This window comes from Senegalia massiliensis, assembly GCF_900626135.1.
In the GTDB taxonomy this organism is placed as follows: Bacteria; Bacillota; Clostridia; order Tissierellales; family SIT17; genus Anaeromonas; species Anaeromonas massiliensis.
Genome location: NZ_LR130786.1, coordinates 84,669 through 107,458 on the forward strand (window position 1 = coordinate 84,669; position 22,790 = coordinate 107,458).

Below are 22,790 nucleotides of genomic sequence, written 5' to 3' on the forward strand. Positions count from 1 at the left end.
CTTTAAGTGTAGAATTACCATTTATGAACCCTTCAACATCATAATATTGTGACTTAATATGACTATCAACTCATTCGTTCCAATTCTTTTTATTCATTTCAAAATAATTTTTCATAATTTTCATACTACTCGTATAATAAAATTGAAAAATAAAATAAATGTATTCTAATCTTTTGTTATCTTTTTAAAAGCTCTTTCTAATTCTCCGTTAAAAACTGCGTTTAAAGATTTCTTAGCCCATTCAGGAAATTTAGATCTTTTATATGCAAATATTAAAGTAATAAGAATTGAAAGACCATCATCCATTACTTTTTCAGTTTCATTAATATTACCATATTCTTTTATAAATGCTTTTCCAGCCTCTTCTGATAATGATGAGCATACATTCCTAATGTCACTATACCTATAACCTATTCCTAATAAATTATAGTCAAACATTATTGCCTTTTTTCTATGATTACTCACTGCAAGATTAGTACAATAAAAATCATTATATGTTAGAGTTTTTTCAAGGTCTTCAATTTTATTAAAAATTAAATCATAATTATCTAATATTATGCTCCATACTTTGTAACCACTAGTATTAGATCTATATTTTACAAGTTCAAGATTTTCTTTTGTAATAATATCAATTTCTCTATAGAAATTATCACACTTATCAACTATATATTTTTGCCCTTTATTATGTAAGTCTAGATACCATTCTGCTAATAACCTTGCTACTTCAATATCTGATAAATCAGACTTTACTCCTAATCTATAATTTTCACTTCTTTCTAAGTCTTCTAGTAAAATACTTCTATCTGTATGGGCAAACACTTTAATCGTTGATATATTTAGATCTTTAAGAATAGAGTAATTTTTTATTTCTCTTTTATATTCTTTTTTGAAAAAATACTTAATTATATAATATTTATTTTTATAATTAACTCTAAATAGATAAATTCCATCTTTATCTCGTATTTTTTGTAAATCAATATGATTGGTTTCAGATAAGCCAAGTTTAAATAGTTCTTTGTATATATTTTCAATAATATTCATATATTTTTCCTTTCTTTGACTTACATTTATGATGAATATATTCTAATTGCTTTAATCAGTAAAAGTCAATGTAACTGCTTGAACTAAGTCCATTTCTTTAAACCTTGAAGGTGAAAAGAAATTTTCTAGAGAATACGCTCTCATCATAGTACCACTGTCATAAATCATAATAGCAATAGGTATTTCTTTATTAATTTCAATCCTTTGAAAATCCCTCAAAAAACTTTTCGAAGATGCTGAAATTTCATTCTCCATTTTTAATGAATCAGTTTGGTATGAAGCTCTTCCCATTGTATTAATATTAAAATTTATTGCATGGTTATCTTTAAGTATCATTGCAAATGTCCCTTCTAATCTAGAATCCGGCTCAGCATATACCTGGCCCCCTCCTATAACATCCCAATTATTGTTACTATTTAAGACATAAACATTTAATTTAAGACTTTTTGCATCTTTAGGAGCTTTAAAAGATATTATATTTACATCATCTTGAATTTCTAATGTCTGAAGAAGATAAGTATCACTTTCTGACAATTCATAAGGTTTAATACCTTCCTTACTGAGTAATTTAGATATACCTGTGTTGTTTGAACAACCAGAAAAAAACACTATTGTAATAGTTACTACAAATATTGTAAAATTTTTTTTAATCATGATTTCCCCCTCATAATATAAACTTTTCTTGTAACTGTCTAAAGATTGCTAACATCCCTCATGTATTAATTTTATATTTACTAGATAAAAACAAACCATTCTATAGCGACAAACACTATTCCTACTATAACTAAACTAAGTAAAATAGACCAAATTATATATTCTTTATTATATTTACTTTTTTTAAGAATATAACTATCTGTAAAATATACTATAATCCCAATGATTAACATGATTCCAGCTACAATGATAAAATCTCTTATTGTTAATAAATATTCGTTAGGTAAATTACTCTCTATTCCGATTGTTCCATTTATAAACATTATAATCGATAAAATATAAAAACTTATGATACTTGTTAATCTATGTTTCTTTCTGAATCTTTCATGCTTTTCATAAATAATTTTATGTTGTTTAGGATTAATAAACATGAAATACTTATCATAATATTGTTTATTATAAGAAAACAAAGTTGCCATAATAAAAAAAGTAGCTGATAATATAAACATTACCTTAGTTACCCCTAATAAATAACTTAATCCTAAGTATAGTATGGTAAGAAAAGCCATAGATATAATAGTTCTCATACTAAACCTCCATTAATTAATATTTTATAAGATAAATTATCTTATATATCTATATTAATTATATAGTAATAAAGTCCAACCTCACTTCATTAAAATTAACTGATGGTATGCCTAATGTCCTGTTATTGAATTCCCCATGACAATCTGACCCTGCTGAAACTAACATGTTATTATCTCTACAAAAATCTAAATAAGAACCTGAATCTTCTAAATTTCTTAAATATGGAGAAAAACACTCAATTCCATCAATTCCGTAATCTCTCCATTCTTCTAATAACTTTAAAGATAACTTCTCTCCATTTTCATATGCACTTGGATGAGCTAAAAATGAATATCCTCCTGCATTTTTAATTGTTTTTATTACTTCCTTAGGACTTTTAAAAAGTAATTTTTCTTTACTTAATTCTACCAATTTAAAATATTCATCTAAATTTTTTATTATTCTCTTATCAAGTAAATAATTTAAAGAATCCCATCCACCTCTTTTATTATCATATTCATATGAATAATAATCTTCAATATTTTCTATTTTATTTATGGTTTTTATATATTGAACTATTTTATAATTATATTTTTTTCGCTGAAACTGATTAAATTCTAATAACTCATTTAATTTAAAGTTTTTATAGTCAAAATCATATGCAGTTATATGATACTCTTTCCCTTTATACGTAGTTGAAATTTCTACACCAACAGTATAATAAATATCATTAGGTATAATATCCATCATTCGTATACTATTATTAATAGTGTCATGATCAGTAATAGAAAAAACTTTAATATTTCTATCTATTAAATGTTTCAATAATTCATCTATATCCCATGTTCCGTCTGATTCATTTGTATGAATATGCATATCAACTTTATATTCAATATTTTTCACTTAGTCACCTCAATTTTTATTTGTTTGAAAATTCTAAATCAATACTTTGACATGTAAGTTAGAAGTCATAAAATATCTATGAATATTCTAATTACAGTTTATTTCTATTTAGTACTCGAATTATTACATCTATTAGCTCTTTGTTTTCACCTGTATTTAATAATCTAAAGTATAAGCTACGCATAAAATTCTTTATATTTAAATCTTTACAATAGTTTTTCATGGAATCATCAAGCTCTTCCAATTCTAAAAATGATTCTATCCATTTTGTTAATTCATCTTCTAGAATAATCTTTCTTGAAATAATACTCATTATAGCTGTTACTAACCTCTCATCTTCTTCATGAACATATACATAAGTTCCTATGCTTACTTTATATTTAATATTTTCAAGCATATTCTTAAGTTCATCAATTCCAATTTCTTCACACATTGCTAATTCATCAAGTGCATCAGCTGTATGAGCTACGGAATGCGCCCATCCATACCCTGCTACGTATCCACGCAAATCATTTTCATCTTTAAAGTACTGTGTAACTTTTCTATATATATATCTAGATTCTTGTTTATTAAATAATTTTTCTTTACGATGAGAATAGATAATTAGTGCTACTATCAATATGGAAAAAGACCTTGTAAATACTGCTGTCTCATCCTTTGAATCAATTTTATAAAACAAATGCTTGTTATCAAGAGCTACATTTATGATTTTCTTTAACATTTCTTTTTCAATCTTTTGATTTCCTATCCACCTCGCTAATGTAGAATATATTAGATTATCCCTTAGTTCAGAATCTAAACTTCCTATGTTCTCTAGCATTAATTCAATTAGTTTTTCTAAATTTATTTCATCAGGTATAGCATATTCATTCTTTGCTATTATTTGTAATTTTTCTTTTAAATACTCCATGTGTTTTGTTTCTCCTTTCAATTAACTTCTTCTTTCTTTTATTCTACATATATTACCAAACTCCTTTTTTCTTATAAAAAAATCAGAAATATTCCAAATGGAATATTTCTGATTTTTATACTTCTAATTTTATTGAATTTCCTGAAGTATCTTTTGTATATACTTTTTTACCTTTTTCAATAATTTTATAATTAAGTTTTTTCAATCTATTAATAGTTTCTTTCCTCATATCTTTATTAGGAAGTTTAATTGTATAATACTCCATACCAACTGAATTTTGTGGTAAAGGACCTACATCAGTTCCATTCCAAATATTTAAACCTACATGATGATGGTAACCACCAGAAGATAAAAATAATGCTGATTTTCCCATCTCCATAACCACATCAAAACCTAAGCCATTAACATAGAAATCCTTAGCTTTTTCTAAATTATCTACATGAAGATGAATATGTCCTATTATAGCATCTTCAGGCATCCCAATCCATCTACTATTTTCTGATTGTGATAATAAATCTTCATAATCTAAAAGTCTGTTAGACATTTGTACTTTTTTATCTTCCCATATCCATTTACTACTATCAATGTCCGAATATATTTCAATTCCATTATCATCTGGATCTTGTAAATATATTGCCTCACTAACTTCATGATTTGCTCCTCCAAGAATAGGATAATTTTTTTCTTTGATATTTTTTAAAAACGATCCTAATTGTAATCTATTAGGTAATAATATTGCAAAATGATATAACCCTGTTCTCTTTGGTATCTTTTTTATAACATCTTTAGGTTGTCTTAAATTTATTATAGGTGTTGAACCATCAATAGTTAATATTAACTCTTTTTCTTTTTCCTCTAAAACTTTAAATCCCATTATATTTTTATAAAAATCTAAGGACCTCTTCAAATCCTCTACCTTTAATTCTATTTGAGTTACATATATATTTGATTTGTTATGAAACTTTCTCATTTACATCACCTTTCATTAAACTTAATATTTATATAATTTTATTATACCCTTATAATTCACTTTAAAATAATTACATGAAGCTCAGTAATAAAGTTATTTAATAAATTACAGTTTATATAATTTTTAATCGGGTACTCATTTTATATAGAGGTTTAAAGGAGGTATATAATTATGACATGGAATAAAAATGATTATCCTGAATCCATGAAAGATTTAGATGACAAAGTGAGAAATAAAGCCATAGAAATAGCAAATGAACTTTTAGATGAAAATTACTCAGAAGATAAAGCAATTCCTATTGCAATAAATAAGGCAAAAGAATGGGCTGAAAATCATGTTTCTGGTTCAAAAATCCATCATATAGTTCCTAATGGAGATAATTGGGAAATCAAAAAAGAAAATAGCAAAAACGCTAGTTATAAATTTGATACAAAAAAGCAAGCTCTGGATAAAGCAAGAGAAATGTTAAAAAATGAAACAAAGAGTGTTATAGTACACAAAAAAGATGGTACTATAGAAGATGCCCTAACAAATTAGAAGTAGGTTTTTATCCTACTTCTTTTTTTGATCTAATTATTATATAATGAATTTAAGTTATGCTATTGAATTTACTTTCTAGGAGGTAAAAAATGAAGAGCTATCATATGTCAAATATATACAAAAAAATATCTAATAAAATATTAAATAATGAAGATATAAAAAAAGATGATTATTATAAAGAAATAAAAGAATATTTTAAAAGCGATATATTCTTGAAAAAATTAGATAGTATTATGAAAAGCAAAGATTTTAGTGCTAATAATATTTTTGAATTATTATCTGAGATATTTAAAAAATACGATAATAAAGATAAAAATTTTTGGTTGAATTATTTATATAATTATATATTATATAAATCTTTTCCTCATGCAATAACCGTTGAATTGAAAAAACAATATAATACTCCTGCTCTAATTTTTACAATTATCTTTAAAGTATTTACTGATTACGAAAGAAACAATGAAAATTTACCAGAAGGAAGATATCCTCTTAAGTTAATTTCTAATTCAAATATTAAAAAATTTAATATATTAAACGAATATAAACAGTTTAAAAAATCATTTGAAAATAATTATGTATATGAATTAATGAAATTACACCAAGAGATAACAGGACACACTACTCTAAATCACGTTACAGGTGTTCATTATGTAGCTATGCATATTTCTTATCAATTATATCATCTAAATTTACCAGTAGACTTAGGAGTAATTTCAGGGGCTGCTGCAGGACATGATATAGGTAAATTTGGATGTAAAGGTAAAGAGCTGAAACGTGTTCCATATTTACATTATTATTATACAGAATTATGGTTCAAAAATAATAATATCGATTATATAGGTCATATTGCTACTAACCATTCCACTTGGGATCTAGAGTTAGAAAATTTACCTATAGAATCTCTAATTCTTATATATTCTGACTTCAGAGTGAAAAATAAAAAGATAAATGGACAAAATAAAATGCATATATATTCCCTTAAAGACTCTTTCGATATTATTCTTCAAAAGTTAGATAATGTTGACGTACATAAAGAAAATAGATATAAAAAAGTCTATGCAAAATTAAAAGATTTTGAAGATTACATGTTAAATTTAGGAGTTAGTCTAGAACCTGAAGTTATTAACTCAGAATCTCCTCCTAGTAAACGTTTTTTACTGATGGAAAATGAAGAAATTGTAAATCATTTAAAGTATAGAGCTATAGAACATAATATATTTCTTATGAACAGATTAGAAAGTGAATCTTCTTTAAGCTCAATATTAGAAATTGCTCGTAGTGAGAATGATTGGAAAAAATTAAGAGGATATTTAAATATATTTGAAGAATACTCAACATATTTTACTCAAAGACAAAAAGAAATTACTCTTGATTTTCTATATGACCTCTTAATGCACAAAGAAGAAGATATAAGAAAACAAAGTGCTGAATTAATTGGTATTTTAATTGCACATTATGACGAAGAATATAGAAAAGAAGTTCCAGAAAATATGGAAGTAGAAAATGAAAAAAATACTAGTTATGATTTACTAGATAAATATATTAATTTAGTAATTTCTCCAGATCACAAGATACTAGATACACATAAAAGATGGATGGGATTAAGTCTTAAAACAATAATATCCTCTATTTTGTCTAATTGTAATAAGTCTCAAAGAAAAGAATTTAGAAATGTAATATTAAATTATTATTCTAAAAGTGATTTAAAAACTGTAGATACACAGTTCTTCTTGTTACAAACAAGTAGTCATATCCCTTTTAATTCTGATGAAGAAAAAATTATTGGTGATATGCTATCTTTTATAATCGATACATTATCAAGTGAAAATGAAATAATTAAGCTTACATCATTACAACAAGTATATAATATAATTTTTAGAATTGATAAAGATAGTGTTTTCATCAATAATGTGAAGAATTATCTAAGATATAATTTAGTTTATTCAAATATACCTTCAGAAAATTATATCAAACTTAAAATTTCAAAGAAAATAAAAATGGATAAAAATATCACTAATATATTTTATTCATATTATAAGAAAGATTTTTCTAAAACACCTGATATATTCTTAATGAATTTAAAAACTGCTACCCATTGGGCTATTAAGAAAAATAATATTGAATTACTCTTAGATTATATTATTGATAATCATGATAAAAATATAATTCATACTGCTATGCATTTCACTAACCTAATAAAAGTAAGTGCAAATGAAAATGTGAGGAATCATGCCGGTGATGCATTACTTAAAATATTTCCATTTCTTTCATTAGATAAAAGAAATGATGTTACTGTTGAACTATTAAGAGCACTTGAAATTCAAGGATATCATTTTACAAAATATATTCCCAATTATTTGGGTCAATTAATACTATATCTTCAGCCAACAGAATTAGATGAATTAATTGATGACTTTATTGATAAAATAAAATCTAATAACAGACAAATTCAATTTTTAATATTAAAAACTGTTGGTATAGCTATACAAAACTATTCAAACTATAATGATCTTTTTTCAGAAAGTGAATCATTTTCTAATAAAAGATTTACAAAGCTATTAGGTATATTACTAAATGGTCTAGTTAATTATGATATTCAAGTTAGTCAAGAAAGTTTTAGAATAATAGGTTCTGAGATTTTTGGAAGTAATATATTAGATTTAAAAGAAAAAAATATTATATTTAAGCATATAGCAAAAAAAATATTGAATTTGCTCCCTACTAAAGAAGAAAGTGAATTATGGTTTCTAAATAATTCTGCTTCATTAAATAACATATATAGATTTATTTCTGATTATATCTTTATAAATGGAAATATAGATATAAAACATACAAAAAAAGTAGCTTTTTTTCCAGGTACCTTTGACCCGTTTTCATTGAGTCATAAAATGATTACCCAGGAAATACGAGATTTAGGCTTTGAAGTGTATTTACAAGTGGATGAATTTTCATGGTCTAAAAGAACACAACCCCATGAAATAAGAAGAGAAATAATTAATATGAGTATAGCTGACCAATTAGATATTTACTTATATCCAGAAGATTTACCTGTTAATATCGCAAATGACAGCGATTTAAAAAAGCTTAAGGAGAATTTCAAAGATAAAGATATATATATTGTAGTTGGCAGCGATGTATTATTAAATGCTTCTTCTTATAAAAAGAATAAAACTGCAAATTCAATTCATAATTTTCCTCACATAATATTTGATAGAAAAGGTGGAGGTTATAATGAAAATAACCTTAATGATATTGAACAAGTATTAAAAAATATAACAGGTGACATTATACAACTTAAATTACCTTCAAAATACCAAAAAATCAGTTCAACAAGAATAAGAGACTATATAGATGAAAATAGAGATATATCTCAATTAATAGATCCATTAGCTCAAAATTTCATTTATAAAACAGGTGTATATAAAAGAGAGCCTCAATATAAGATTTTACTTCAAACTCAATCAATTAGTATAGAGATAATAGATAATATAACCGATACATTAATTCAACATCTATCTTCTACTATACTTAAAAAATATGATAGCTCTTATGATATGTTGAAATTAATACAAAGTAAATTAAATCCTAGAATTATATTATTGAGAGATATTAAAAAAGATACTATTATAGGTTTTTCAATATTTCATTGGATTAGATCTAGTAATCTATTTGAACAATTTAATAATAATCGCATATCTGAATACATTAGAGAAAATTCTGTAGGACGAATAATATCTATCGATGGGATATATATTAATGATAATTCTAGATTTAATAATTTGGATCAAATTTTACTTACAGAAACATTATCATTTTGTTTATCTAAAGATTATACTTATGGAGTATTTAGAAATATTATAAAAGACTATCCTACAAAAACATTAAACGAAGTTTTAATACTACAAGGATTTACTAAAATAAATTTTAGTAATGAAAAAAATCCAATATATGCTGTTAAAATGACAAATCCTTGTACTTTAAATTTAGACTTAGAATCAATTCTTAAACCTGAGTTTTCAAATAATAAAAATATAAGAAGAGCAATTGTAAGGACAAGAAAAAGAATGCAGAGAGTACTTACATCTCTATACCCTGGTCAACTTATTCTTTCCTTTGATAGAAATATACTACATGAAAAAATGATTAAAAAGATTTGTGAACTAAATAATGTTTCTACACAACAAACTACTCCTAAAAAAAATGGAGAAAAAATGTGTGTACCTTTTGGTAGCATTTTAAATGGCAATATTGTTCCAAATACTGTGACTAAATCACTTCATACAGAAAAAATGTATTCTCCTGATATTAGTGATTTTGACATTGAACCATTCCCCTATTATATGAGTTTAGATAATCAAATAAAGATGATTAATTCATTTAATAGACCTGTAATTTTAGTAGATGATTTACTTAATAAAGGGTATAGGATAAAAGCAATTGATCCTTTACTTAAAAAAGAAGATATAAATGTAGAAAAAATAATAGTTGGTATATTATCTGGAAGAGGAAAAGAGCTTATGGATATACAGAATAGAAAAGTTGATTCTGCATATTTCATACCAAATCTAAGAGTATGGTTTAATGAAAGTGCTTTCTATCCTTTTATTGGTGGAGATACAGTATGGAGAGGAAATAACCCACTAAGAAATATATTACCTTCTGTAAACTTTATACTTCCTTATACTTCTCCTATTTTTATAAAAGGAACAGAAAATAAGACTCTTTATGAATTATCAAAAGTATCACTATATAATGCTATAGATTTACTTTCTACATTAGAAAATGAATATCAAAAAAAACATGGAAGAAATTTAACTATAAAACAATTATCTGAAGTATTTTTATCATCAAGATATCCTGATAAAGGTAGCGATATTGAATACGATATAAATTTAAAGGCTTCTCATTATTTGAAAAATGATTTAGAACAACTTAAACGCTTAGAAGACATAATAAAAAGATAAGAGGTGTATTATGAACTTATACCAAATAGATAAAAATATTTATGGATTTTCATTTCAAAAATATAATTTTAAAACAGCTAAAAAAGAAGATTTAATCGATTCTGATAAAATTTATTATTTATTTAAAAATGACCCATTAAAAAGCAGGCGAAGCTACATTGTCTCTTCTCCTTCTCTATTATCTTTAGAAAAGGAAGATATAAATATTTTAAATAATAAAGATAATATAGTCGTAGATGAATGGATTAAGGAAAAAATAGATTCCAAAAAAGTTATTGCTCTAAATATAAGTTATCCAAATTGGAAAGATGTTTTACATCAAAAATCAAGAAAAAATTGGAATATAAATATTTTGGCTCTAGGAGATGTAGGTACAACTTTACTTACTGGATTAAAGCTTTTAGGTGGAAATAAAATCTCAAAAATAGGTATATACGATAGAACATTAGAAAAACAACAAAGATGGGAAATGGAGATGAACCAAGTATATTCTGCATTTAATTACAACTCTCCTGAAGTGAAAATAATAAATAGAGATGAAATATTTGATTGTGATATGTTTGTATTTTGTGCTTCTAAATCAGTTCCAAAAGTAGGTAGCAATATAAAAGATGTAAGAATGGCTCAATTTGAAAGTAATTCTAAGATTATAAAAGAATATGCTATCCAATCTAGAAAAGAAAATTTTAAAGGAATATTTGCAGTAGTATCTGACCCAGTAGATTTACTTTCTAAAGTAGTTTTTTTAGAAAGTAATAAAGATGAAAATAATAATATGGATTTCTTAGGATTAGCTCCTGAACAAATTAGAGGATATGGACTAGGAGTAATGAATGCTCGTGCAGTATATTATTCAAAAAAAGATTCTAAATTAAATCATTTTCTAAAAGAAGGTAGAGCTTTTGGTCCTCACGGAAAAGGTCTAATAATAGCAGATAGTATAAATAATTATAATGATGACTTATCATTGTATTTAACTGATAAAGCTAAAAATGCAAACTTAGAAATGAGAGATATTGGTTTTAAACCTTTTATAGCACCAGCTTTATCATCAGGAGCACTTTCTATTATGGATACTATAAATGGAAATTGGCATTATAGTGCTACTTTTATTGGTGGAGTCTTTATGGGATCAAAAAATAAACTTAAATATAATACTATAGAATTGGAACAATTGAATTTACATGACAATCTATTTAGTCGAATAAAAGAAACATATGAGACTTTAGGAGAAATTATATGAAAAAAGTTTATTTAATAATGTCTAAAAATCCTTCAAAGTTTTTATTAAAAATGGTAAAGCATACTTTAAATAATAAAGATTATATATTGATTGATGACTATAAAAATATACCTAATTTAAAGAACAAAAAAATACTATTTGCAGTAGAATTAGATGATTTTGGTGGAAATATATTCATACAAAAGATTTTTAATCAATTATTCATTTTAGGAAAAGATTCTCTTAAAAACTCTATAGGATCAGTTTTAATATATAACAGTAAAAATGATTTATATACTAAAACAATGGCTCAAAATATTATATTTAATGCAAATATATTAGGTTGCACTTTTCCAGGCAGACCTTTAGTAGAAGCTACAAAAAGTCTGCTAAATATGAAAACATTAGCCAATGCTAAAAATATGACTTTAAAAGAGGCACTTTTTTGTTCTTGTGATACTCTTGGTAATAATTTAGAAAATTTTAATCATAAAAAATTAGAAAAACCAAAGCTATTAGTACTTCATTCTAGCAATTATGAAACATCAAATACATTAAGACTTTGGTCTATGGTTAAAGAAAATTTAAATAATATGGATATAAAAGAAATTCATATTGCAAATGGTACAGTCAGAGATTGCATAGGTTGTCCATATACCACTTGTAAGCATTATGGAGAGAATACAAGTTGTTTTTATGGAGGTATAATGGTAGAAGAAGTTTACCCTGCTATTTTAGAAGCTGATTCTATTGTTTGGATTTGTCCTAATTATAATGATTCTATAGCAGCTAATTTAAAAGCAGTTATAAATAGACTTACAGCACTTTTCAGAAAAACAAAATTCTATGATAAATCCATTTTCTCTATTATAGTATCTGGTAACTCTGGAAGTGATGCTATAACAAAGGAACTTATAAGTGCATTAAATATCAATAAAACCTTTAAACTTCCTCCTAATTTTGCTATTATGGAAACTGCTAATGATAAAGATGCTATTTTAGAAGTTGAAAATATTGAAAAAAAAGCATATGAATTTAGTGAAAATATAACTGATTTTTTACAAAAATAGGTACTCCATTTGGAGTACCTATTTTTTAAAATAATTTTTCTTTAATAAACTTTATACTTCTAATTTCTTCGACAATGAACTTGAATTACCATAATCCTCACATCATTTAATTAGCCACCACTTTATCTTTTACAATAATCCCATCATATAATTCTATTAATCTATTTCCATATAAACTTTTGCTTTTATCATGAGTAACTTGAATAATTGTAATACCATATTCATTATTAATATATCTAAATAATTCCATAATTCTTTCACCAGATTTACTATCTAAATTACCTATTGGTTCATCGGCAAGTATAATACTAGGATTAGTAATAACTGCCCGTGCTATAGCAACACGCTGCTGTTGTCCCCCTGATAAATGACTTGGAATATATTTACGTTTATCCTTAAGACCTACTATCTCTAAAATCTCATCTAATTTTTTATGATATTTTTTTACACGTTGACCACTCATTGATATAGGTAAAAGTATATTTTCTTCCACGGACAAATTATGTACTAAGTTATAAAATTGAAACACAAACCCAATATCAGATCTTTGTATTCTACTGATTTCTCTATCCTTTAATTTTTGAATGTCTCTATCCTTTATTAAAATTTTACCTGATGTTGGAGCATCTAAACCTCCCATTAAATACAACAATGTACTTTTACCACACCCAGAAGGTCCCATAATAGATAGAAATTGACCGTCCTCTACGTCAAAAGTTATATCATTTAAAACTTTTGTAATATTATTTCCAGACCCAAAATTTTTGCATATATTCTTTACTTCAATAACTTTTTTCATTTTTGCCCCCCAATATTTCTAATTGTTATTACTTTTAATTTTAAATTTAGATTAATAATTTAATATATAAACTATTCATATTTTATTTCTTCAATTACATTCATTTTTAAGATTTTAAATATTGGAATTATTGCTGTTAACATAAGAATTACAAAAATCGATGCTACAACTATAAAAATATCTCCCCATTGAAAATTAAATTCCAAATAAATACCTATAGAACTCAATAATACCCCTAATAATTTACTCATCCAAATACTTAATGCTAAACTAAATATACATCCAATTAAAAAAGAGGTTACTATTTCAAAAAATATCATTATATTTAACTGGGCTTTACTCATAGATACGGAATATAAGACGGCATATTCTCGCTTCCTCTGTATAAATCCTATAACTTGATTATTTACTAATCCAATGGCTGAGAGTAAAATAGAGAGTATTAAAAATACCCATACAGTTGATAATAAACCACTTACTTGTTGTTCTTGATTTTCAATAAATTCATTAAATGTTTCTGCAGTAATATTTTCTCCAGATAATTCTTTATATAAAGTTTTTTTCATCTGTTTTAGATTCTTATCGGTACCTACATATATATTGCTAGGTATATCTAATATGTCTTTTTTAAATTGATTCTCAGAAAATACTAGTGTATTCCTAGATATAGTAAATATAGATGAATCTATAGTTCCCGCTATATTTACTTTAATTTTTTTGCTTTTGAAATCATCTGATTTAATTTCTAATTTATCTCCTATTTCAAATCCATTCTTTATAGCATAAAACTCATCTATCATAACCTCACCATTTTTAAGATTTTCTATTTTTCCATCTTTGTTTTTAACTCCAAGTCTTTCACCTTCAAGCCCAGATAAAATAAGATTCATTTCCTTTCCATTGATCGTCGGATTATTCATATAAGTATAAAGAAACTGAAGGTCTTTTACTCCTTGGACTTTCTTTAATTTTAAATAATCATCTTCCTTTTTTTCCATTCCATATAACTGAATATCTAATTCAAAAACATCTCTTGCTTTTATAAATAGATTTTCAAGAGATAAAGATGTTATAAATATCATTAAAATCATTGAAAGTGAAATGACTACAAGCTTAATATTAGAATTAATAATTTTACTAGTTGAAATATTTTTTGCTCCTAAAGAAGCAGCTTCTCCAAATATCATTTTATTTATCTTAGTCATGAACAAAGATAAATATTTAGTTATAAAAGGTAATATTAATATTCCTCCAACCATAGCTAATACTAAAGCTAATATGGTAAAAATAATATTGTATAAATTGTTCATCTTATACAATATATAAGAAAACCCTTGGAATACAAAACCTAATACAGTAAGAACAATAGAAACTTTTTGAATAGAACTTAATTCTTCAAATATTAAATTCTTTATAGAGTAATTTCCAATCTGATAAATAACATGTATAACACTTATCAATTGAATTATTATAGCAAATATTAATGAAAATATTATGTATGCATAATTAATTGGTGCTGATGTTTCTCCTAATGGAACATTAGATACACTCTGAGCTATTGTCCCTAATATTGTTTCTCTAAAATAAAGTCCACAAACAACACCTAAAGTTCCTCCCAACATACCATATACTAAATTCTCCAAAACAAGTATTACATTAACTTTAATTTTACTTGCTCCTAAGCTTCTAAAAGTCCCTACTACAGGAATTCTTGATAATAAAATAACCTTAGCATTAGAAGAAATAACATAATAATTCATCAATAAAGCTAATATCAAAATTATTAACAATACTTGACTAATCATATCAATATTAGAGTCCATTGTCTCCTTATCAACTAAAGATTCTATTATAAAATCATCATTATTTTCTTGAAGTGCTTTAATACTATTTTTTATGTTAGATTTATCAGTAAGACTAATCATTAATACGTTACTTTTATTTTCTTGTTCTGTTATTTTTTCTACTTCAGAGTTGGTCATAACTACAAGATTTTCATTGTCCACACCAAAAAATAAACCTGTATCTTTAGCAATAGCTCCTATTTCATACTCCTTTACTCCTATTTGAGTTTGAATTAAAATTCTATCGCCTAATTCGTATCCATAATTTTTAGCTAATTGAGGACTAATTAAAATCTGATCATCTTTACTAATACCAAAATTATCCTCTTCTGAAATCACAAATAAACTCTCATCTAAATAACTTTTTCTATTACAGCCATATAATTGAAGAGTCAATAAATCATTATTATCAACTACTCCAAACGTAGTTATAGCTGATAATTTATTACTAACATCAATATTATTAGTTTTAAATTCATTCTCATTAAAAAAAGGATCCTCCGTATTTTCATGATTAACGATCATATCGTAACCATGATATGATTCTTCATGTAACTTTTCATACTTATGAATAATATCATCACGAGCTACAAGGTTTAAAAATACAATAAATGTAGAAATCATAAGAGAAAATAAAATCAAGAAACCTCTTAATTTATTTTCCCAAATATTTTTTATAATGTACTTCATAAAAATACCCATATCTTTCCCCTTTATTATAATATTTTTAAAATATATTAACAATATAGCAAAATAAAAACAATTAGAAAAAATTTTTTTATCCTATTAAACATTTTATATTTATTAAGTTAGATAATTATGTACTTACTATTTCTAGTATATATTATTTTTTTCAAAAAAATTGTCATTTATTGTTGAAATAAAATAAAATACTACAAAAATAGGTACTCCAAATGGAGTACCTATTTTTGTAGTATTTGTATATTATATTTTTCTGCTAACTTATCTAATTTCTTTTTGAAATATCTTAACTCATAGAAGTTTCCTCGTTCTTGAATATCAAAGAATTCTTCTCTATAATCATCTATTTCTTTTACCTTTCCTGAGAAATAAAGGGTTTGTATTTTATTTAGTATCTCTGCTACTAAACTACTTTTCACTTGAAACATTTCTTGAGCTTCAACTATTTCTTCTCTAATTTCAGACATTTGTTCATCTAGATTAGATGCTGAATCTGCTGCATTTTTTAATTTAATTTTTATATGTTCTGGCATATTACCTTCAAATTTATAATTAAGAGAATGTTCAATAGTTGCCCAAAAATTCATAGCAAGTGTTCTTATTTGTATTTCTGCTAATATATCTCTTTGACCAAAGGCAGTATGAACAGGATATCTAATTATTATATGATACGATTTATATCCACTTTCTTTTTGATTTTTTATATAATCTTTTTCATATTCAATTTTTAAATCCTTTCCATCTCTTTCTTTTATCAAATTTACTACTTTGTCAATATCCTCAACCATTTGGCACATTATTCTTATACCAGCTATATCTTCCATTTTCTCAGTTATATCATCTAATGGAATATTAAGACGTTTAGATTTATCTAATATGCTTGATATTTTTTTGACTCTACCTGTAACAAATTCAATTGGAGAGTATTCATCCATTTTTCTATATTCATTTCTTATGCTTTTAAATTTTATTTTTAATTCTTCAACTGCTTGATCATAAGGTATAAGCACTTGATTCCAATTTTGTATCATAAAACCTTAACCTCCCCTGAATAGCATATGATACTAAATAATATTCTACATATAATAATTAAATTACTTTTCTATTCTAAAACTCTGCAGATTTTGTCGTTCTAGGGAAAGAGATTACATCTCTAATATTACTCATTCCTGTAAGATACATTATAATTCTTTCAAATCCAAGTCCAAATCCTGCATGTTTTGTAGTACCATATTTTCTTAAATCTAAATACCACCAATAATCTTCTTTTTCAAGTCCAAATTCTTTTATTCTCTCTTCTAATTTCTCAAGGCGTTCTTCTCTTTGACTTCCTCCAATTATTTCTCCTACACCTGGAACTAATAGATCCATAGCTGCAACAGTTTTATCATCATCATTTAATCTCATATAAAATGCCTTTATATCTTTTGGATAATCTGTTACAAACACTGGTTTATCAAATACTTTTTCCGTAAGATATCTTTCATGTTCCGTTTGAAGATCCATACCCCATTTAACTTCATATTCAAATTTTTCATTTGATTTTTCAAGTATGTCTATTGCTTTTGTGTAAGTTATTCTTTCAAAATCAGAACTTGCTACATTTGTAAGTCTTTCTAAAAGACCTTTATCTATAAATTTATTAAAGAAATCTAATTCTTCTTTTGCATGTTCCATGATATATTTTATTATATATTTCATCATATCTTCAGCTAAATCCATATCATCATTTAAGTCTGCAAAAGATATTTCTGGTTCTACCATCCAGAATTCTGCAGCATGTCTTGCAGTATTAGACTTTTCTGCCCTAAAAGTTGGTCCAAAAGTATATACATTTCTAAATGCTTGAGCATAAGTCTCAGCTGCTAACTGTCCACTTACGGTAAGTGATGTTTCTCTCCCAAAAAAATCTAAAGTAGAATCTATTTTTCCTTCTTCAGTTTTTTGAATATTTTCAAGATCTAATGTTGTAACTCTAAACATTTCTCCTGCACCTTCTGCATCACTTGAAGTAATTATAGGTGTATGAGTATATACAAAATCTCTTTCTTGGAAAAATTTATGAATAGCATAACTTGCTAAAGATCTCACTCTAAATACTGCTGAAAAAGTATTACTACGAGGGCGAAGATGTGCTATTGTTCTTAAGTACTCAAAAGTATGTCTCTTTTTCTGAAGTGGATAGTCACTAGGTGCCTCTCCTTCTATAGTTATTTCACTAGCCTGTATTTCAAAGGGTTGTTTTGCATCTGGTGTTAATACTAGTTTCCCTCTTACTATTATAGCACTACTTACTGAAAGTTTTGTAACTTCCTTAAAATTATCTAATTCATTACCTATTACTATTTGAATTCCCTTGAAAAAAGTTCCATCATTTAATTCTATAAACCCAAATTTTTTAGAACTTCTAGATGTTCTAATCCAACCTGAAACTTTTATTTCCTTGTCTTTAAATTGTTCTTTGTCTTTATAAATTTCTCTTACTAAAATATTTTTCATTTTTTTACCTCCTTATTTTTTTGCAAAATAAAAAATCTTCTCTCCCTAAAAAGGGACGAAAAGATTCCGCGGTACCACCCTAGTTGTCTTATGACCAACTCTAATCAAAATAACGGTTTGTATCCGTCTAATCCTACTCTCAAAAGATTTCAGTTAGAAACTCAAGGATGTTCTTCAATATAGTATACATGTTGAACTTTCACCATAATCAACTCGCTAAAATGTTTTTCTATATCTACTCTTCCTATCATAGTCTATTGAATATATTGTAACCTTATTGTATTATAGTTATTATAATATATAAAAAAAAATAAGTAAAGTATATATTAATTTAAAAGGAGTGTGAAATATGATTTATATAGAAAATAACAATTTTGACCCTCATTATAATCTAGCATTAGAGGAATATGCAGTAAAGGGATTAGACTTAGATGAAGATATACTTATATTGTGGCAGAATGAACCTTCAGTAATCATTGGAAGAAACCAAAATACTATTGAAGAAATTAATAAAAATTATATTGAAGAAAAAGATATTAATGTAGTTAGAAGGCTATCTGGTGGTGGAGCTGTCTATCATGACTTTGGAAATTTAAATTTTACTTTTATAACTAAAAACTTTAAATCTAATGTAAATAATTTTAAAACGTTTACACAACCTGTAATAGATGCATTACAAAAACTAGGTGTTAATGCTGTTTTCCATGGAAGAAATGATATTGTAGTAGATGGAAAAAAAGTTTCAGGTAATGCACAATATTTCTTTAAAAATAAAATGCTTCATCATGGGACAATCCTTTTTGATTCTACATTAGAAGATATTGTAGAAGTTTTAAATGTAGGTGATGAAAAAATCAAATCTAAAGGTATAAAATCTATTAGAAGTAGAGTGACTAATATATTACCTCATTTAGAAAAAAAGGTGTCTATGGATGAATTTAAAGACATTCTTTTAAAATTTATACTGGATACTGATAATATAGAAGAAAAAGAATATAAGTTAAGTGATCAACAGTTAAAAGAAATTGAAGAACTTAAGAACTCTAGATATGATAAATGGGAATGGAATTTTGGTGAAAGTCCTGAATTTGAAATTCAAAAACAAAAGAGATTTGAAGGTGGCTCTTTAGATATAAGATTTACAGTTAAAGATGGCAAAATTAAAGATTTAAAAATCTATGGAGACTTCTTTGGAGACAAGGATGTTAACTCTTTAGAGAATAAATTAATAAGTGAGAAATACAAAATAGAAGACATAAAAAATATACTTGATGATATAGATATTGAAAAGTATTTTTATAATATAAATAAAGATGATATTTTAGAATGTCTCTTTAGTTAATAATCTAAATAAAAAATAGCAGCCTTAGCTGCTATTTTTTATTTGAATATGTGAATTGGTTTATCTATTATTCCATGAGCTGCTTCCATTACTGTTTCTGATAATGTAGGATGTGGATGTATAGCCTTAGCAAGCTCATAGGCTGTTCCTTCAAGCTCCATAGTAGTTACAGCTTCTGCAATCATATCTGTAGCTGTTGGAGCTAAAATGTGAACTCCTAATATCTCTTTGTATTTATCATCTGAAACTATCTTTATAAATCCATCAGTTTCACCTTCTGCAAGTGCTTTTCCATTTGCAGCTAATGGGAATGTGCTAGTTATTACATCATATCCCTTTTCTTTTGCTTGTTGTTCAGTTAAACCTGCTACACCAATTTCAGGGAAACTATATATACAAGATGGAACTGTATTATAGTTTATAGTAGATTTTTCTCCTAATATATTTTCAACTGCTGAAATTCCTTCAGCACTTGCTACATGAGCTAACATATATTTTCCATTTACATCACCTATAGCATATATATTATCAATATTTGTTCTCATATGCTCATCTGTAACAATACCTTTTTTATATTTTTTAATATCAATATTTTCAAGGCCTTTTAGATTTGGTACTCTACCTATACTAGTAAGTATTTTGTCACCTTCAAATACTTTTTCTTTCCCTTTAACTATAGTAGTAATTTTGTTATCTTCTATTTTTTGTATATCACAATTATATACTATTTTCACACCATCTTTTTTCAATATTCTATTCATTTTTTTACTTATATCATCATCCAGACTTCTTAGTATTTTTTCAGAACGATGTAGGATTGTAACTTCAGTTCCTAAGGCATTATATAGTGTAGCAAATTCTACTGATATTACTCCACCACCTAATATTAGTAACTTTTTAGGTAAATTATCTAAATCTATAACACCTTTACTTGTTACAATATATCCTTTTTCCATTGACTCTTTAAAACCAGGTATATTAGGTAATCTAGGAGAAGATCCTGTAGCTATAATTATATTCTTAGTATTGATTTTTTCATTATTTATTTCTATAGTATTTTTATCAACTATATTACCAAATCCATTATATATATCAACACCATTTTTCTTTAATAATGTCTCTACTCCTCCTGTTAATTGGCTAACCACTTTATTTTTTCTATCTTTCATATTTTCCCAATTTATTTTTACATTTGATTTATCTTCTAAATCTATACCATATTTTTCTGAGTTCATCATATATTTATATATTTTTGCACTTTTAAGCAATGTTTTAGTAGGTATACAACCCCAATTCAAGCACACACCACCAATATTTCCATCTTCTATAATAGCAGTTTTTGCACCCATTTGAGCTGCTTTTATAGCAGCTACATAACCACCAGGACCTCCACCTATAACTGTAATATCATAATTAGTCATTTGTATGCCTCCTAACTTAATAACAATAACATAGGGTCTTGTAAATATTCTTTTACTTTATTTAAGAACCTACCTGCATCTGCACCATCTATTATTCTGTGATCTATACTTAAAGAAATAGGAACAATATCTCTTATAACTATTTCTCCATCTTTTACTACAGGTTTTTTAGTTATTCTACCTATGCCTAATATTGCTGCTTCTGGATATTTTATAACAGGCACTCCATAAGTAGAACCTACTGCTCCATAATTAGTTATAGAGAATGTTCCACCACGAAGATCTTCTAAGCCTATTGTTCTATTTTGTGATCTTTCTATTAAATCATTCATTTCTTTTGATATTTCTAAAATACCCTTTCTATCAGCATTCTTAACAACAGGTACCATAAGTCCTTCTGGGGTATCTACTGCTATACCAATATTATAATACTTCTTCAATATTATTTCTTCATTTTCCATATCATAACTTGAGTTTAATATTGGATATTCTTTTAAAGCAAGAGTTATTGCTTTAATTATAAATGGCATATACGTTAGTTTTATACCTTGTTTATCAGCAATTTCTTTTTGTTCTTTTCTAAATTCAACTAATTCTGATACATCAAAATCATCCATAGATGAAGCATGCGGTATTACTGATTTTGACAATACCATATTTTCTGCAATAGTTTTTCTCATTTTAGATACTTTAACTCTTTCTACTTCTCCATCTATTTTGATTTCAGGAATATCTATATCTTTACTATAGGATTTTTTGTTATTACCTTTAGAATCATTTTTTTGGTCAGATTTTTCTTTCATTTCACTAGCTTTATATATATCTTCTTTCATTACTCTCCCATTTGCACCGCTGCCATTTATACTATTAATATCTATTCCTAAATCTTTTGCAAGTTTTCTAGCTACTGGTGTTGCTAGTGATTTCTTTTTAGAAGTAGTTTCTTCTTTTCCTTCATTTTCGTCACTACTTTCTAATACATCTTCTCCCACTTCTAATTCTCCTACAACTCCAGCCATATCTTTTCCTTCATCTATTGTTTCTTTTCTTGTTTCTCCTTTTTTTTCACTTTTCTCTTCTACATTTTCACTTTCTTCACCATCATCTATTTCTACAACCACATCACCTACATGAATAGTATCTCCTTCTTCAGCAAGTAATTTTGTTATTACTCCATCAACTGGTGAAGGAATTTCTGCATTTACTTTATCAGTTTCTACTAAAAATAATGTATCTCCATCTTTTACTTCATCTCCTACATCAAACATCCACTTTAGAAGTTTTCCTTCATGTATTCCTTCTCCTATATCTGCAAATTTAAATTTATACATTTTTTATCACC

The 22,790-nt window shown here is 25.9% G+C and carries 17 protein-coding genes and 1 other annotated feature; of the genes, 5 read left to right on the forward strand and 12 right to left on the reverse strand.

Annotation, left to right across the window (positions count from 1 at the left end; all coding sequences use genetic code 11):
• Positions 1-165: 165 nt before the first annotated feature.
• From E0D94_RS10275 to E0D94_RS10300, 6 genes are all read right to left on the reverse strand, one after another.
• Positions 166-1,041 carry a hypothetical protein gene (locus E0D94_RS10275; RefSeq protein ID WP_130807474.1) on the reverse strand — a complete coding sequence of 292 codons (876 nt, stop codon included), beginning with the start codon at positions 1,039-1,041 and terminating at the stop codon, positions 166-168.
• A gap of 51 nt (positions 1,042-1,092) precedes the next feature.
• Positions 1,093-1,695, reverse strand: coding sequence for a hypothetical protein (locus E0D94_RS10280; protein WP_130807475.1), 603 nt, complete (start codon positions 1,693-1,695; stop codon positions 1,093-1,095).
• 80 nt (positions 1,696-1,775) lie between these two features.
• The gene (locus tag E0D94_RS10285) at positions 1,776-2,282 is read right to left on the reverse strand and encodes a hypothetical protein (RefSeq protein ID WP_130807476.1); all 507 of its coding nucleotides are present in this window, start codon (positions 2,280-2,282) and stop codon (positions 1,776-1,778) included.
• Between the two features lie 58 nt (positions 2,283-2,340).
• Complete coding sequence (locus tag E0D94_RS10290) at positions 2,341-3,165, reverse strand: PHP domain-containing protein (RefSeq protein ID WP_130807477.1); 825 nt, start codon at positions 3,163-3,165, stop codon at positions 2,341-2,343.
• A gap of 91 nt (positions 3,166-3,256) precedes the next feature.
• Entirely contained in the window at positions 3,257-4,096 is an 840-nt protein-coding gene (locus E0D94_RS10295; RefSeq protein WP_165442940.1) for a DUF2785 domain-containing protein, read from the reverse strand.
• A 94-nt stretch (positions 4,097-4,190) separates the two neighbouring features.
• Positions 4,191-5,045 (reverse strand): VOC family protein, encoded by an 855-nt coding sequence (locus tag E0D94_RS10300; RefSeq protein ID WP_130807479.1) that lies wholly within the window; start codon positions 5,043-5,045, stop codon positions 4,191-4,193.
• Positions 5,046-5,216: 171 nt separating this feature from the next.
• Here E0D94_RS10300 and E0D94_RS10305 point away from each other — a divergent pair, with 171 nt between their 5' ends.
• The 4 genes from E0D94_RS10305 (at position 5,217) to E0D94_RS10320 (ending at position 12,841) form a co-directional block, all read left to right on the forward strand.
• Positions 5,217-5,582 (forward strand): DUF2188 domain-containing protein, encoded by a 366-nt coding sequence (locus E0D94_RS10305; RefSeq protein ID WP_130807480.1) that lies wholly within the window; start codon positions 5,217-5,219, stop codon positions 5,580-5,582.
• 92 nt (positions 5,583-5,674) lie between these two features.
• Positions 5,675-10,549 (forward strand): nucleotidyl transferase family protein, encoded by a 4,875-nt coding sequence (locus E0D94_RS10310; protein ID WP_130807481.1) that lies wholly within the window; start codon positions 5,675-5,677, stop codon positions 10,547-10,549.
• A gap of 10 nt (positions 10,550-10,559) precedes the next feature.
• Positions 10,560-11,792: a lactate/malate family dehydrogenase gene (locus E0D94_RS10315; RefSeq protein ID WP_130807482.1), complete on the forward strand. Its 1,233-nt coding sequence runs from the start codon at positions 10,560-10,562 to the stop codon at positions 11,790-11,792.
• Positions 11,789-12,841, forward strand: coding sequence for a flavodoxin family protein (locus E0D94_RS10320; RefSeq protein WP_130807483.1), 1,053 nt, complete (start codon positions 11,789-11,791; stop codon positions 12,839-12,841). Before E0D94_RS10315 ends, E0D94_RS10320 begins: the two co-directional genes overlap by 4 nt.
• 106 nt (positions 12,842-12,947) lie before the next feature.
• On the opposite strand, the gene E0D94_RS10325 is transcribed toward E0D94_RS10320, so the two are convergent.
• The 4 genes from E0D94_RS10325 to asnS all read right to left on the reverse strand — a co-directional run bounded on the left by E0D94_RS10325 (position 12,948) and on the right by asnS (position 18,685).
• Entirely contained in the window at positions 12,948-13,640 is a 693-nt protein-coding gene (locus E0D94_RS10325) for an ABC transporter ATP-binding protein (protein WP_130807484.1), read from the reverse strand.
• Between the two features lie 71 nt (positions 13,641-13,711).
• Positions 13,712-16,174 (reverse strand): ABC transporter permease, encoded by a 2,463-nt coding sequence (locus E0D94_RS10330; protein WP_165442941.1) that lies wholly within the window; start codon positions 16,172-16,174, stop codon positions 13,712-13,714.
• A 233-nt stretch (positions 16,175-16,407) separates the two neighbouring features.
• A complete protein-coding gene (locus E0D94_RS10335; protein ID WP_130807486.1) occupies positions 16,408-17,217 on the reverse strand; it encodes a GTP pyrophosphokinase in 810 nt (269 codons plus the stop codon).
• A gap of 76 nt (positions 17,218-17,293) precedes the next feature.
• Positions 17,294-18,685, reverse strand: a complete 1,392-nt coding sequence (asnS, locus tag E0D94_RS10340; RefSeq protein WP_130807487.1) for an asparagine--tRNA ligase — start codon at positions 18,683-18,685, stop codon at positions 17,294-17,296.
• Positions 18,686-18,733: 48 nt separating this feature from the next.
• Positions 18,734-18,945: a binding site (T-box leader), on the reverse strand.
• Between the two features lie 89 nt (positions 18,946-19,034).
• Here asnS and lplA point away from each other — a divergent pair.
• Positions 19,035-20,027 carry a lipoate--protein ligase gene (gene lplA / locus E0D94_RS10345; protein ID WP_130807488.1) on the forward strand — a complete coding sequence of 331 codons (993 nt, stop codon included), beginning with the start codon at positions 19,035-19,037 and terminating at the stop codon, positions 20,025-20,027.
• A 38-nt stretch (positions 20,028-20,065) separates the two neighbouring features.
• On the opposite strand, the gene lpdA is transcribed toward lplA, so the two are convergent.
• Together lpdA and E0D94_RS10355 are read right to left on the reverse strand one after the other, a co-directional pair.
• Positions 20,066-21,448: a dihydrolipoyl dehydrogenase gene (lpdA, locus tag E0D94_RS10350; RefSeq protein WP_130807489.1), complete on the reverse strand. Its 1,383-nt coding sequence runs from the start codon at positions 21,446-21,448 to the stop codon at positions 20,066-20,068.
• Positions 21,449-21,459: 11 nt separating this feature from the next.
• Positions 21,460-22,779 carry a dihydrolipoamide acetyltransferase family protein gene (locus E0D94_RS10355; RefSeq protein ID WP_130807490.1) on the reverse strand — a complete coding sequence of 440 codons (1,320 nt, stop codon included), beginning with the start codon at positions 22,777-22,779 and terminating at the stop codon, positions 21,460-21,462.
• Between the last annotated feature and the right edge of the window lie 11 nt (positions 22,780-22,790).